The following is a 13,986-nucleotide window of genomic DNA, read 5'->3' on the forward strand; positions in this document are numbered from 1 at the left end:
AAGCCGGCCACCGATGGTTTCCTGTCGGGCGCCGGCTTTTTTTTCGCCCGCCGGCGCCCCCCGCCTTGATTCGGCACACGCTGCCCGCATCTGCAAAAGCCACGGACAAGCGCTATCCTTTAAATCTCGCTAGTTCCAGCCCGGGCCGGCACCTATCGGCCGGCCCGCTTACGATCCGAACCACCAGGAGGTTCACGTGCCCCGCAAAACCCCCATCGAGCGCTATCGAAATATCGGGATCAGCGCTCACATCGATGCCGGCAAGACCACGACGACCGAGCGCATCCTGTTTTACACCGGCGTGAGCCACAAGATCGGTGAAGTGCACGACGGCGCGGCCACGATGGACTGGATGGAGCAGGAGCAGGAACGCGGCATCACGATCACGTCGGCGGCGACCACGGCCTTCTGGAAGGGCATGGCCGGCAACTATCCGGAACACCGGATCAACATCATCGACACGCCCGGGCACGTCGACTTCACGATCGAAGTCGAGCGCTCGATGCGCGTGCTCGACGGCGCGTGCATGGTCTACGACTCGGTCGGCGGCGTGCAGCCGCAATCGGAAACCGTGTGGCGCCAGGCGAACAAGTACAAGGTGCCGCGCATCGCGTTCGTCAACAAGATGGACCGGATCGGCGCCGACTTCTTCCGCGTGCAGAAGCAGATCGGCGAGCGCCTGAAAGGCGTCGCCGTGCCGATCCAGATTCCGATCGGCGCGGAAGATCATTTCCAGGGCGTCGTCGATCTGGTGAAGATGAAGGCGATCGTGTGGGACGACGAAAGCCAGGGCGTGAAGTTCACGTACGAGGACATCCCCGCGAACCTCGTCGAGCTCGCGCACGAATGGCGCGAGAAGATGGTCGAGGCCGCCGCGGAAGCGAGCGAGGAACTGCTCGAGAAGTATCTGCACGACCATGAATCGCTGACCGAGGACGAGATCAAGGCCGCGCTGCGCCAGCGCACGATCGCCAACGAGATCGTGCCGATGCTGTGCGGCAGCGCGTTCAAGAACAAGGGCGTGCAGGCGATGCTCGACGCGGTGATCGACTACCTGCCGTCGCCGGTCGACGTGCCGGCGATCCTCGGCCACGACTTCGCCGATCCGGACAAGCCGGCGGAACGTCATCCGAGCGACTACGAGCCGTTCTCGTCGCTCGCGTTCAAGATCATGACCGACCCGTTCGTCGGCCAGCTGATCTTCTTCCGCGTGTATTCGGGCGTCGTCGAGTCGGGCGACACGGTGCTCAACGCGACGAAGGACAAGAAGGAGCGGCTCGGCCGGATCCTGCAGATGCACGCGAACGAGCGCAAGGAAATCAAGGAAGTGCGCGCGGGCGACATCGCGGCGGCGGTCGGCCTGAAGGAAGCGACGACCGGCGACACGCTGTGCGACCCGGCCAAGCCGATCATCCTCGAGAAGATGGAATTCCCGGAGCCGGTGATCTCGCAGGCCGTCGAGCCGAAGACGAAGGCCGACCAGGAAAAGATGGGCCTCGCGCTGAACCGTCTCGCGCAGGAGGATCCGTCGTTCCGCGTGCAGACCGACGAGGAGTCCGGCCAGACGATCATCTCGGGGATGGGCGAGCTGCACCTCGAAATCCTGGTCGACCGGATGAAGCGCGAGTTCGGCGTCGAGGCGACGGTCGGCAAGCCGCAGGTCGCGTATCGCGAAACGGTGCGCACGACGGCGGCCGACGTCGAAGGCAAGTTCGTCAAGCAGTCGGGCGGGCGTGGCCAGTACGGCCATGCGGTGATCACGCTGGAGCCGAACCCGGGCAAGGGCTACGAGTTCCTCGACGAGATCAAGGGCGGCGTGATTCCGCGCGAGTTCATCCCGGCCGTCGACAAGGGCATCACCGAGACGCTGAAGAGCGGCGTGCTCGCGGGCTACCCGGTCGTCGACGTGAAGGTGCATCTGACGTTCGGTTCGTACCACGACGTCGACTCGAACGAAAACGCGTTCCGGATGGCCGGCTCGATGGCGTTCAAGGAAGCGATGCGCAAGGCGAAGCCGGTGCTGCTCGAGCCGATGATGGCCGTCGAGGTCGAGACGCCCGAGGACTTCATGGGCAACGTGATGGGCGACCTGTCGAGCCGGCGCGGCATCGTGCAGGGGATGGAGGACATCGCGGGCGGCGGCGGCAAGCTGGTGCGTGCCGAGGTGCCGCTCGCGGAGATGTTCGGCTATTCGACGTCGCTGCGTTCGGCCACGCAGGGCCGCGCGACGTACACGATGGAGTTCAAGCATTACGCGGAAACGCCCGCGAACGTGTCGGAAGCCGTGATCAACGCGAAAGTGAAGTAAGCGCCGCTCGCTCGCGCTCCGGCGCATGCGCGCAAAGCCCGTCCGGTTCATCCCGGACGGGCTTTTTTTCGTCCGGCGCGCGTCGCGCGCGCGGCTCGTCGATCGGCGCGCCGCGCTTTTTTTCGCGTGCCACAATGGATGGCGATTCGTCAGATGGAACCCGCCCGATGCCGCCCACTCCTGCCCTGCGCCGCCTGCTGACTCTCTATGCCGGCCTGATCGCCGCGAACGTCGCCGTCTGGCTGTGGGCGCTCGCGGTGCTGCGCGACCATCCGCTGCTGCTCGGCACCGCCGCGATCGCATACGGGCTCGGGCTGCGTCATGCGGTCGACGCGGATCACATCGCCGCGATCGACGTCGCGACGCGCAAGCTCATGCAGGATGGCCAGCGTCCGGTGAGCGTCGGCCTGTTCTTCTCGCTCGGTCATTCGACGATCGTGATCGCGGCGACACTCGGCATCGCGCTGACCGCGTTCGCGCTGCGCGACCGGTTCGATGCGTTCCGCGAGGTTGGCGGCACGATCGGCACGGCGGTATCGGCCACCTTCCTGCTGGTGCTCGCGTGCGTGAACCTGATGATCCTGCGCGACGTGTGGCGACGCTATCGCGGCGCGTCCGGGCACACGCACGACGGCGCGCACGACCATCGTCCCGCCGGGCTCGTCTCGCGGTTGCTGCGCCCGCTGTTCCGGTTCGTGTCGAAGAGCTGGCACATGTATCCGGTCGGCGTGCTGTTCGGGCTCGGTTTCGATACTGCAACAGAAATCGGCCTGCTCGCGATCGCCGCCGCGCAGGCGAGCCAGGGGCTGCCGGTCTATACGGTCATGCTGTTTCCCGCGCTTTTCACCGCCGGCATGACGCTGATCGACTCGACCGACAACGTGCTGATGATTCAGGCGTACGGCTGGGCGATGGACGATCCGCAGCGCAAGCTGCTCTACAACGCGAGCATCACGTTCGTGTCGGCGGCCGTCGCGCTGGCGATCGGCGGGATCGAGGCGGCCGGGCTGCTGGCCGACAAGCTGTCGCTGACGGGCCCCGTGCGCGATACGCTCGATGCGCTCGGCGAACGCTTCGGCTCGATCGGCTACGGGATCGTCGCGCTGTTCCTGGTCTGCTGGATCGCATCGATCCTGTTCCACCGCTGGCAACGCGCGGCCGACGCGCCGGCACGCTGAACGACGCCCCCGACGTTTCATTCCGGAAACAAAACGCTCCCCCACGGCGTTGCACGCGCGGTCACGCGACTGCGCCCGCCTTTCACGACGGGCCCGAACGGCCGATGGCACGAATCTCGCAGAGTGAGATTCGCACGGCGGGCCCGCGTGCCGATCCGCGTTCACGGCTGACGTCCAGCGTCGGCCCGAAGGCGATCGGCCGACGATAGGACAACGAATCTTTTAGCCCCCCTGCACCACACGTAAATCGTCGCGCGGCTACGAGGCATCGCGCGCATGGGGAGGCCATGATGCATAAAACGAAACAACCGTTCCGCGCGGCGGGACGGCGCCCTCGTGCAACCTTGCTGGCCGTGGCCGCGTTCGCGTGCTGCTGCTCGTATGCCGTCGCACAGAACACGACGCCTGACGCCGCGCCCGGCGCGAATGCCAGCGCGGACACCATCATGACGCTGGTCGAGAACGCATCGCCGTGCGCCGCCAATCCGGCCGCGTGCGCGGTACACGTTTACGCCGGCGGGGGCGTCGGTAATGGCGGCGCCGGTGCGGGCGGCAGCGGGAACGGCGGCGGCACCGGGAATGGGAGCGGGAGCGGCGGCAACAACGGGAACGGCGCCGTCGGACCTGCCGGTGTCGGCGGAACGACAGGCGGAACAACAGGCAGTACGAACGGCACCGGCCGCGGAGGCAATGCATCCGGCAACGGTGGCTCTGGGGGTGGTACTTCAGGGGGTGGTACTTCGGGTGGCGGTACTTCGGGTGGCGGTACTTCGGGTGGCGGTACTTCCGGTGGCGGTACTTCGGGTGGCGGCACTTCCGGTGGCGGTACTTCAGGTGGCGGCACTTCCGGTGGCGGTACTTCAGGTGGCGGTACTTCAGGTGGCGGCACTTCGGGCGGCGGCACTTCGGGCGGCGGCACTTCGGGCGGCGGTACTTCTGGTGGCGGTACTTCGGGTGGCGGCACTTCGGGTGGCGGCACTTCGGGGGGCGGTACTTCAGGCGGCGGCACTTCCGGTGGCGGTACTTCGGGGGGCGGTACTTCGGGGGGCGGTACTTCGGGGGGCGGTGGCCACGGTGGCGGCCATGGCGACGGCGGCGGCCATGGCGACGGCGGCGGTCACGGTGACGGCGGCGGTCACGGTGACGGCGGTGGTCACGGTGACGGCGGTGGTCACGGTGACGGCGGTGGTCACGGTAACGGCGGTGGTCACGGCAACGGCGGCGGTCACGGCAATGGTGGCGGTCACGGCAACGGCGGCGGTCACGGCAACGGCGGTGGCCAAGGTGGCGGTGGCGGTGGTGGCGGTGGCGGTGGTGGCGGTGGTGGCGGTGGTGGCGGTGGTGGCGGTGGTGGCGGTGGCGGTGGTGGCGGTGGTGGTGGTGGTGGTGGCGGTGGTGGCGGTGGTGGTGGCGGCGGTGGCGGTGGCGGTGGCGGTGGCGGTGGCGGCGGTGGCGGCGGCGGCGGTGGCGGTGGCGGTGGCGGTGGCGGTGGCGGTGGCGGTGGCGGTGGCGGTGGCGGCGGCGGCGGCGGCAACGGCAACGGCAACGGCAACGGCGGCGGCGGCGGCGGCGGCGGCCACGGCAACGGCGGCGGCGGCGGCGGCGGCGGCAACGGCGGCGGCGGCCACGGCAACGGCGGCGGTAACGGCAACGGTGCCGGTGGCAATGGCGGTGGAAACGGTAACGGCGGCAGCGGCGGCGCCAACGGCACCGGCGGCCACGGCAATGGCGGCGGCAACGGTAACGGCAATGGCAGTGGCGGCGCCGGCAACGGCGGAGCCAACGGCGTCGGCAATGGCCACGGCACGGGCAACGGCAATGGCGGCGGTCACGGCAACGGCGGCTCGTCCGGCGGCCGCCACTGACCCGAAGCGTTGCCCTGCCGATGTCGGTCAGAGCATCTCGAGCGCGTGCTTGCTACGCGGCGGACGGAAATACGCGTCAAGCTGCGCGCGCTCGTCATCGCTCAACACGACATCGAGCGCGGCGCGGTTGTCGCGCACGTGCTCGATCCGCGACGCCTTCGGAATCGCGAATACACCCGGCTGCGCGAGCACCCATGCCAGTGCGACGCGCATCACCGACACGCCGCGCAGCCGCGCGATTTCGTCGAGCGGCGAGCGCTTCGGCAGCCGCCCGTGATCGACCGGGCTGTACGCCATCGCCGGGATCCGACGATCGGCCAGCCACGGCAGCAAGTCGAACTCCGGGCCGCGTCGCGCGAGGTTGTAGAGAATCTGGTTGGTGGCGCACGCGCCGCCGCCAGCCTCGTCGACGAGTTCGGCCATGTCGGCCGTATCGAAATTGCTCACGCCCCAGTGCCGGATCTTGCCCGCACGCTGCAACGCATCGAAACCCTCGACCGTTTCCGCGAGCGGCACCGAACCGCGCCAGTGCAGCAGGTACAGGTCGAGGCGATCGGTACGCAGGCGCTTGAGGCTCGCGTCGCACGCGGCGACGACACCGCGCCGGCTCGCATGGTGCGGATAGACCTTGCTGACGAGGAACACGTCGTCGCGCAGGCCCGCAAGCGCATCGCCGACCAGTTCCTCGGTCGCGCCGTCGCCGTACATCTCGGCGGTATCGACCAGCGTCATCCCGAGTTCGATGCCCTCGCGCAGCGCGGCGATCTCGTCGGCGCGCCGCGCCGGCCGCTCGCCCATTTCCCAGGTGCCCAGGCCCAGCTTCGGAATCGTCTCGCCGTTCGGCAAAACGACCGTGGCGATCGTGTCTGTCATGCGTTTCCTCGTTGCGGATTCGTGGCCGCACGCCGCGGCCGAAGCATCGGATACGACGCATCAGTGTAGTCAATCGGTGCGCCCCCGGCCTATGACGCGGCAAAAACCGGCTATAACGGCGCGGCATGATGACTTAGAATGGCCGCAACCTGATCGATACCCATTGTATGAAGGCACCCACGGACGACCGCTGGCAGGACCTGCGCCCCGACCCCGACAACGATACGCCGCTCTACCTGCAGCTCGCCCGCAAGCTCGGCGATGCGATCCACGACAACCGCTGGACGGCCGGCGAAGCGCTGCCGTCCGAGCGTGTGTTGTCCGAAGCGCTCGGCGTGTCGCGCATCACCGCGCGCAAGGCGATCGCGCTGCTCGTCGAGCAAGGACTGATCCGCCGCACGCAGGGCGCCGGCAACTTCATCCAGCCGCGCTACGAGGATCCGCTGTCGCGGCTGTCGAGCTTCAGTGAAATGCTCGAGCGCCGCGGCTTCAAGCCGAGCTCGCAGTGGCTCGCGCGCGAAATTCAGCCCGCGAACCGCGACGAAGTGATCCAGCTCGGGCTGTCGCCGGCCGCCTCGGTTACACGCCTGAAACGCCTGCGCCTCGCCGACGGCATCGTGATGGCCGTCGAGAACTCGACGTTCCCCGCGACGCTGATTCCCGATCCGCAGGCCATCGTCGGCTCGCTGTACAGCTATCTCGAAGCGCGCGGCACGCCTATCGTGCGGGCGCTGCAGCATTTCCGCGCGGTCAACGCGACCGACGAGATCGCCGAGCAGATGGGCATCGCCCCGCACGACGCGCTGCTGCTGATCACGCGGATCGGCTATACGTCCGACCAGCGCGCGATCGAACTGACCGATACCTACTGCCGCAACGACTACTACGATTTCGTCGTCGAACTGCGCAAGTAACGCGACGCGCGTCGCCGGCGCTCAAAGCCAGCGCGCGTCGTCGCTGCCGAGCGGCACGGGCGGCCGCGCGAACGACGGCGGCGTCGCCGACAACCGCTCGGCCGGCCGCACGGTGTCGAGCACGCCGAACGGCGATTCGACGCGGTCGATCCGGTCGCGCACGTCGGCCAACGCGAGATCGGGCGCATGCAACCCGTCCGGCACGGCGCCGAACGACTGCAGCCAGCGCCCCGTCTGCGCGAGCGACATCCGCACGTGCCAGCTTCCCCCTTCGCGTGCCCGCCGGGCGAGCGCGATCATCGCGCCGAACGCCGCGAGATACCCCGTTGCATGATCGAGCGCCTGGCACGGCAGATGGCGCGGCCCGCTCGCCTGCGCGGCCTGCTGCTCCTGCCATGCGATCCCGCTCGCCGACTGCACGAGGCTGTCGAACCCGCGCCGCTTCGCCCACGGCCCGGCGTGCCCGTACGCCGACACCGACACGCAGACGATGCCGGGCCGCCGTTCGGCCAATGCCTGCGGCGCGAAACCGCGCGCCGCGAGCGCGCCCGGCCGGTACGACTGCAGAAACACGTCCGCCTCGCGCGCCAGTGCGTGCAGCGTATCGACGCCTGCCGCGTCGCGCAGGTCGATCCACGTCGAGCGCTTGCCGCGCCCGTTGTCGATCACGAGCGGCGCGATGTTCGGCAGGTGCGGGCCGTTGACGAGCAGCGTCTGCGCGCCGTGCGACGCCAGCGTGCGGCCCGCGACCGGCCCCGCGATGATGCGCGTCAGATCGAGCACGCGCACGCCGGCCAGCGGCTGGCCGGCTTCGCCGCGGCCGATCGGCTCGGCCGGCGCGTCGCCGATCCGCTCGATCTCGAACAGCGGCAGCGACGCGATCGCGCGCGCCTGCTCGTGCGCCGCCCATTCGTCAGGGGTTCTGATCAATGCCGCGCACAGGCCGGCGTCGGCCAGCGCGGTATCGAGCGCCGCGCCGTCCCAGGTGCGGATTGCCGCGGCGACGTCGGCGGGCTGCGGGCCGCAGCCGAGCACGTCGAGAATGCCGTGCAGGTGATGCGGGAAATTCGCGTGCAGTTGAATCCAGCGACCGTCGCGCGTCTCGAAGAAGCCGGTCACCGGATGGCGCAACTCTGGCGGCGGGCCGTCGTCCACGCGCAGGTAGCGTTCGCTGCGGAACGCCACGAGCGCGTCGCGCACCGACACGTCGACCGATTGCGCGACGCCCGTTCGCAGCCGATGGCATTCGGCAGCCGCGAGCCCGGCCGCGGCGATCGTCGCGGCGGCGAGCGTGCCGACATGGAACGTCGATGGCAGCGTCGGGTCCTGCCCGGTCAGGGTCGTGCGGGCCAGCGCGTCGCGCTCGCCGTGCGCGAGCTGCCAAAGGTGGGTCAATGCGGATTCGGGTGTCATGGTGAGGAAGATGCCGTGGAGGAGACGGAATCGAGTCTAGAATTCGCGACAGGCACGATCAATCTTGATTGCGCGAATCAATACATAACGAATAGTTGTAGCGAGGCCGCGCTTCATGCGCGGCGACAGGAGCCATCGGCATGACATCCGTCAGTGCGCAGGAAGCCGCCGGCATGCTCGGCGTCAGCGTGAGCACTCTCTACGCGTACGTGAGCCGCGGCCTGCTGCGCTCGCTGCCCGACGGCGCGACCAAGCGCCGCCGCTACGACGCCAACGAGGTGCGCCTGCTCGCGCGCCGCCGTGCCGATGCGAAGCGCGCGGGCGGCGTCGCCGAACGTTCGCTCGACTGGGGCGTGCCGGTCCTGGAATCGCGGATCACGCAGATCGCCGACGGCCGCCTGCGCTACCGCGGCGTCGATGCGCTCGCGCTGGCCGACGCAGCGACGCTCGAAGAAACGGCCGCGCGGCTGTGGGACTGTCCGCCCGCGCGGCTGGCCGCCGCGTCGCTCGCTGCGAGCGGTTTCGACGCGGCGCAGTGGGACGACTGGGCGCGTCGCTGGGCGCATCTCGCGCCGCTCGAACGCACGCTGGTCCTGCTGCCGGCTGCGGCCGCATCCCTGCCGCGCCTGTGGGCGCAAGGGCGCGATGCGCAGCTCGATTCCGCGGCGCTGCTGTTGCGCGTCGCAGCGGCCGCGCTCGCCGGCATCGCGCCGGGCGACGCGCCCGTGCACCGCCAGCTCGCGGCCGCGTGGCGCGTGCGACGGCGCGACGAAGCCGACCTGCTGCGGCGTGCGCTCGTGTTGTGCGCCGATCACGAACTGAATCCGTCGACGTTCGCGGTGCGCTGCATCGCATCGACCGGTACCCATCTGTTCGGCGCGATCTCGGGCGGGCTCGCGGCGCTGTCGGGGCCGCGCCACGGCGGCGAGACGTTCCGCGCGGGCGCGCTGCTCGACGAAGCGGCCCGCGCCGCCGATCTCGATCGCTACCTCGCGCTGCGGCTGGCGCACGACGAACGCGCGGACGGCGGCCGCACGACCCTGTCCGGCTTCGCGCATCCGCTGTACCCCGACGGCGACCCGCGCGCACGGGCGCTGCTCGATGCGCTGCATGCGACGGCGCCCGACCGGCCGGCGCTGCGCACGGCGCGCGCGCTCGCCGCACGCGTCGAAGCGGCGACGAGCCTGCGGCCCGCGATCGACTTCGCGCTCGCCGCGCTGGAGCGCACGCTCGCGCTGCCCGACGGCGCGGCGTTCACGCTGTTCGCGGCCGGCCGCACGGCCGGCTGGATCGCGCATGCGCTCGAGCAGTATGCGGACGGGAAGCTGATCCGGCCGCGGGCACGCTACGTCGGCAGCGACGCGGCCGCGTGACGCCGGCCGTCGCGCCGCGCGGCGATTAGGCGCCACCACGCGGGCGCGGTGCGCACGGCCGACACCGCCAGCGGCCCGAACGCGAACGTCGCGCCGCGCGGCCCGGCGCTGACCCACGCGCGCATGCCGGGCAGCAAGGTCAGCGACGCACCGGCACCCAGCCAGTGATCGTCGGGCCGGCCCTCGACGGTCACCCACACGTCGCCTTGCGCCACTTCGAGCAACGTGTGATCGACGATCCGCCACCGTCCGGCCGGCTCGTCGCCGTCCATGACGTAAAGTCGCAGTTCGCGCATCGCAGCCTCCTGGTCGCACCGGTTCGATGACACCAGTATTTCGGAGAGCGGCGGCACCCGGACAGATACGGCCGCGAACAGTTCCGGCTGAACTGTACTGGCCGTCCGACGGGGACGGGCACCCGGCCGCGGTTCGCGCCGGGCCGGATCCCGCCGGGCCGCACGACATACCGCCCCGAACCTGCACGGCGCGGCGGCTTTCCCTACAATGTCGGCTGTCCCGCGCCACCGCCCCTGCCCTCATGTTCCAACGCCCGCCCGCCGCCGCTCCCGGCGAAAAGAACCTCACCGTGATGCTCTGGCTCGTTGCGACGGGCTTCTTCATGCAGACGCTCGACGCGACGATCGTCAACACGGCGCTGCCGTCGATGGCCGCGAGCCTCGGCGAATCGCCGCTGCGGATGCAATCGGTCGTGATCGCGTACTCGCTGACGATGGCGGTGATGATCCCCGTGTCGGGCTGGCTCGCCGATACGTTCGGCACGCGGCGCGTGTTCTTCAGCGCGATCCTGGTGTTCTCGCTCGGCTCGCTGCTGTGCGCGAACGCGCATACGCTGACGCAGCTCGTCGCGTTCCGCGTCGTGCAGGGCGTCGGCGGCGCGATGCTGCTGCCGGTCGGACGGCTCGCGGTGCTGCGCACGTTCCCGGCCGAGCGCTACCTCGCCGCGCTGTCGTTCGTCGCGATTCCCGGCCTGATCGGCCCGCTGATCGGGCCGACGCTCGGCGGCTGGCTCGTGAAGATCGCGTCGTGGCACTGGATCTTCCTGATCAACGTGCCGGTCGGCGTGGCGGGCTGCGTCGCGACCTTCTATTCGATGCCCGATTCGCGCAACCCGGCCGCCGGCCGCTTCGACCTGAAAGGCTATCTGCTGCTGACGATCGGCATGGTCGCGATCTCGCTGTCGCTCGACGGGCTCGCCGATCTCGGCATGCAGCACGCGGCCGTGCTGGTGCTGCTGATCCTGAGCCTCGCGTGCTTCGTCGCATACGGGCTGTACGCGGTGCGCGCGCCGCAGCCGATCTTCTCGCTCGAGCTGTTCAAGATCCACACGTTCAGCGTCGGGCTGCTCGGCAACCTGTTCGCGCGGATCGGCAGCGGCGCGATGCCGTACCTGATCCCGCTGCTGCTGCAGGTGAGCCTCGGCTACTCGGCGTTCGAGGCCGGGCTGATGATGCTGCCGGTCGCGGCGGCCGGCATGTTCTCGAAGCGGATCATCACGCACCTGATCACGCAGCACGGCTACCGCAAGGTGCTGCTCGCGAATACGATCATGGTCGGCGTGATGATGGCGAGCTTCGCGCTGATGCGCGACACGGTGCCGGTGTGGGTGAAGGTCGTGCATCTCGCGCTGTTCGGCGGCTTCAACTCGATGCAGTTCACCGCGATGAACACGCTGACGCTGAAGGATCTCGGCACCGGCGGCGCGAGCAGCGGCAACAGCCTGTTCTCGCTCGTGCAGATGCTGTCGATGAGCCTCGGCGTCACGGTCGCCGGCGCGCTGCTCGCGACGTTCACCGGCATGCTGCGCACCGTGACGCCGAGCAACACGCTGCCTGCATTCCACGCGACGTTCGTCTGCGTGGGCATCATCACCGCCGCGTCCGCGTGGATCTTCGCGCAGCTCGCGCCCGAGATCCGCAGCACCGCGCGCAAGACCGACCCGTCCGAGCGCGCGTGACGCGTGGCGCGCGCCGAATCGGGCCGGAACGCACCATCGTGGTGCAACGCGGCCCGGCACGCGTGCGCGTATCGGCCGCGACGGGCGGCCGCACACGGCGCCCTGCCGTGCATGCTTCTTGCTCGCCTATTCTGTAGGTAAACTGGCAGTCTTCCTTCGGCCGACATCATGAGCATGATCGAAATCGATCCCCCCGGCTTTCAGCCGCCCCGCCCGGTCGCCGGCGACGACGGCAACCGGCGCACCGTGCTGTACGGCGGCTACACCGTGTTCAGCGTGTTCCAGCCCGTGTTCTCGGTGTCGCACCGGCGCGCGATCGGCTATCACGCGTCGCTGCGCGCGCACGACGAGGAAAGCCGCCAGGTGGCGTCGCACGAGGTGTTCACGCAGGCGGCGCGGCGCGGCGACCTGCTCGAGCTCGGCCGGCTCGCCGAATCGTTGCATCTCGGTAACTTCCACGCGTTCGACAGCCACGACGAATGGCTCTTCCTGAGCCTGCATCCGGCCGCGCTGATGGACACCATCTACGGCGACGCGCTGCTCGCGAACCTGAAGGCGCTCGGGCTGCCGCCGCACCGCGTGGTGCTCGAGGTGCCCGAACAGGCCGGCGGCGAAACGCCGCGCTATGCGGCGATCATCGACGGGCTGCGCAAGGCCGGCTTCCTGATCGCGCTCGTCGGGTTCGGCGCGAAGCATTCGAACATCGATCGGGTGTGGCATCTGCATCCCGACATCGTCACGCTCGACCGCGGCATCCTCGCGCAGGCGAGCGAGCACTCGCATCTCGAACGCGTGCTGCCGGGGCTCGTGTCGCTGCTGCACGAATCCGGCCAGCTCGTGCTGATGGGCGGCCTCTCGACCGAACGCGACGCGCTGATCGCGCTCGAATGCGACGTCGATTTCGTGCAGGGCCAGTACTTCGCGGGGCCGAGCGTCGATCCCGTGCAGCCGCAGGCCGCCGCGGGCTGCATGGATACGCTGTCGGCCGCGCTGCGGCTGCGCGTCGCGCAGCGCGAGCGCACGCAGGCGGAACGGCTCGCGCCGTACGTCGCCGCGCTCGAGGAAGCGAGCCGTCGGCTCGGCGCGGGCGAATCGCTCACCGATGCGGCCACCGCCGTGCTGGGGCTGCCCGAAACCGCACGCTGCTTCCTGCTCGACGCGTCGGGCCGCCAGATCGGGGACAACGTGCTCGCGCGCGGCAGCGTGTCGCAACGCGCGAAGCGCTTCCGGCCGCTGCTGCATTCCGAAGGCGCGAGCTGGGAGCGCCGCCCGTACTTCATCGACGCGATGCGCGCGCCGGGCCGCGTGCATCTGACGCCGCCCTACCTGTCGATCAACGAGGCGCACCTGTGCGTGACCGCGTCGATCGCCGCGCCGGCCGCGACCGGCATGCAGGTACTCTGCGTCGACATCAACTGGGAAGCGGCGCTCAGCCGCGAATAAGCGCCGGCGCGCCGCGTTCAGGCGTCGCCGCCCGCCTTGCGCACGATCAGCCGGTGCACGCGCTTGCCGGACGACGCGCTGACGACCTCGTGTTCGTCGATCACCTGCATGCCGGCGCCCAGCGCCGCATGCATCCGCGCCGAGTCGAGCGGCGTATAGAGGCGGCCGCGCTCGTCGCGCAACACGCCGTTTCCGGCCACCCGCCAGCTCAGGTACAACGTGCCGCCCGGCATCAGCAGATCGGCCAGCCGCGCGGCGGCGGCCGCTGCGTCCGCCTGTTCGAGATGCATGACGACCGTTTCGCACAAGACGTTGCGGAACGCGCCCGACGGTACGCCGGCCAGCGCCGGCAGCGCGGCCAGCTCGAAAGTCAGCCCGCGATGGCGCCGCCGCGCCTCGTCGAGCAGCGCGGCGCTCGCGTCGTAGCCGCGCACGTCGAAGCCGCGCGACGCGAGCCACGCGGTGTCGCGCCCCGCGCCGCAGCCGACGTCGGCGGTCAGGCCCGGCGAGAAATGCTGTTCGAGCAGCGCGTACATGTCGTCGGGCGCGGCCTGGTCGAGCCAGTCCTGCGCGTATTGCGCGGCGTGGGTGTCGTAGGCATCGAGAGTCGGGCGATCCGCCATGGCGAGTGCTCCGCGAAGACG

Annotated in this window: 11 protein-coding genes and 1 pseudogene; 7 read left to right on the plus strand and 5 right to left on the minus strand. The window is 69.8% G+C overall.

Features of this window, described 5'->3' with window-relative positions; genetic code table 11:
* Nucleotides 1-196: 196 nt before the first annotated feature.
* The 3 genes and pseudogenes from fusA to QZM72_RS35665 all read left to right on the plus strand — a co-directional run.
* Complete coding sequence (gene fusA, locus QZM72_RS17265) at nucleotides 197-2,308, plus strand: elongation factor G (protein WP_301738720.1); 2,112 nt, start codon at nucleotides 197-199, stop codon at nucleotides 2,306-2,308.
* Nucleotides 2,309-2,475: 167 nt separating this feature from the next.
* The gene (locus QZM72_RS17270; RefSeq protein ID WP_179233425.1) at nucleotides 2,476-3,486 is read left to right on the plus strand and encodes a HoxN/HupN/NixA family nickel/cobalt transporter; all 1,011 of its coding nucleotides are present in this window, start codon (nucleotides 2,476-2,478) and stop codon (nucleotides 3,484-3,486) included.
* A 690-nt stretch (nucleotides 3,487-4,176) separates the two neighbouring features.
* Nucleotides 4,177-4,512: pseudogene (locus tag QZM72_RS35665) on the plus strand (hypothetical protein); the annotation flags it as partial.
* Here the strand turns inward: QZM72_RS35665 and QZM72_RS35670 are convergent.
* Nucleotides 4,482-5,318 carry a hypothetical protein gene (locus QZM72_RS35670; RefSeq protein ID WP_367620037.1) on the minus strand — a complete coding sequence of 279 codons (837 nt, stop codon included), beginning with the start codon at nucleotides 5,316-5,318 and terminating at the stop codon, nucleotides 4,482-4,484. The pseudogene QZM72_RS35665 and the gene QZM72_RS35670 sit on opposite strands and share 31 nt — an antisense overlap.
* A gap of 60 nt (nucleotides 5,319-5,378) precedes the next feature.
* A complete protein-coding gene (locus QZM72_RS17280) occupies nucleotides 5,379-6,224 on the minus strand; it encodes an aldo/keto reductase (protein WP_301738721.1) in 846 nt (281 codons plus the stop codon).
* 167 nt (nucleotides 6,225-6,391) lie between these two features.
* Between QZM72_RS17280 and QZM72_RS17285 the strand changes: the two genes are divergently transcribed.
* On the plus strand, nucleotides 6,392-7,138 hold the full coding sequence (locus tag QZM72_RS17285; RefSeq protein WP_006489667.1) for a GntR family transcriptional regulator: 747 nt from the start codon (nucleotides 6,392-6,394) through the stop codon (nucleotides 7,136-7,138).
* A 21-nt stretch (nucleotides 7,139-7,159) separates the two neighbouring features.
* On the opposite strand, the gene QZM72_RS17290 is transcribed toward QZM72_RS17285, so the two are convergent.
* Nucleotides 7,160-8,551 carry a CoA transferase gene (locus tag QZM72_RS17290; protein WP_301738722.1) on the minus strand — a complete coding sequence of 464 codons (1,392 nt, stop codon included), beginning with the start codon at nucleotides 8,549-8,551 and terminating at the stop codon, nucleotides 7,160-7,162.
* A gap of 140 nt (nucleotides 8,552-8,691) precedes the next feature.
* On the opposite strand from QZM72_RS17290, the gene QZM72_RS17295 reads away from it, so the two are divergent.
* Nucleotides 8,692-9,924, plus strand: a complete 1,233-nt coding sequence (locus QZM72_RS17295) for a citrate/2-methylcitrate synthase (protein WP_301738723.1) — start codon at nucleotides 8,692-8,694, stop codon at nucleotides 9,922-9,924.
* On the opposite strand, the gene QZM72_RS17300 is transcribed toward QZM72_RS17295, so the two are convergent.
* The gene (locus tag QZM72_RS17300) at nucleotides 9,897-10,220 is read right to left on the minus strand and encodes a DUF2917 domain-containing protein (RefSeq protein WP_089468281.1); all 324 of its coding nucleotides are present in this window, start codon (nucleotides 10,218-10,220) and stop codon (nucleotides 9,897-9,899) included. The genes QZM72_RS17295 and QZM72_RS17300 overlap by 28 nt on opposite strands.
* Nucleotides 10,221-10,462: 242 nt before the next feature.
* On the opposite strand from QZM72_RS17300, the gene mdtD reads away from it, so the two are divergent.
* Both mdtD and QZM72_RS17310 read left to right on the plus strand, forming a co-directional pair.
* On the plus strand, nucleotides 10,463-11,899 hold the full coding sequence (mdtD, locus tag QZM72_RS17305) for a multidrug transporter subunit MdtD (RefSeq protein ID WP_301738724.1): 1,437 nt from the start codon (nucleotides 10,463-10,465) through the stop codon (nucleotides 11,897-11,899).
* 168 nt (nucleotides 11,900-12,067) lie between these two features.
* A complete protein-coding gene (locus QZM72_RS17310; RefSeq protein WP_089468283.1) occupies nucleotides 12,068-13,342 on the plus strand; it encodes an EAL domain-containing protein in 1,275 nt (424 codons plus the stop codon).
* 17 nt (nucleotides 13,343-13,359) lie between these two features.
* On the opposite strand, the gene QZM72_RS17315 is transcribed toward QZM72_RS17310, so the two are convergent.
* Complete coding sequence (locus tag QZM72_RS17315) at nucleotides 13,360-13,965, minus strand: bifunctional 2-polyprenyl-6-hydroxyphenol methylase/3-demethylubiquinol 3-O-methyltransferase UbiG (protein WP_301738725.1); 606 nt, start codon at nucleotides 13,963-13,965, stop codon at nucleotides 13,360-13,362.
* Nucleotides 13,966-13,986 lie beyond the last annotated feature (21 nt).

It is taken from the genome of Burkholderia sp. AU45388 (genome assembly GCF_030481585.1).
GTDB lineage: Bacteria > Pseudomonadota > Gammaproteobacteria > Burkholderiales > Burkholderiaceae > Burkholderia > Burkholderia sola.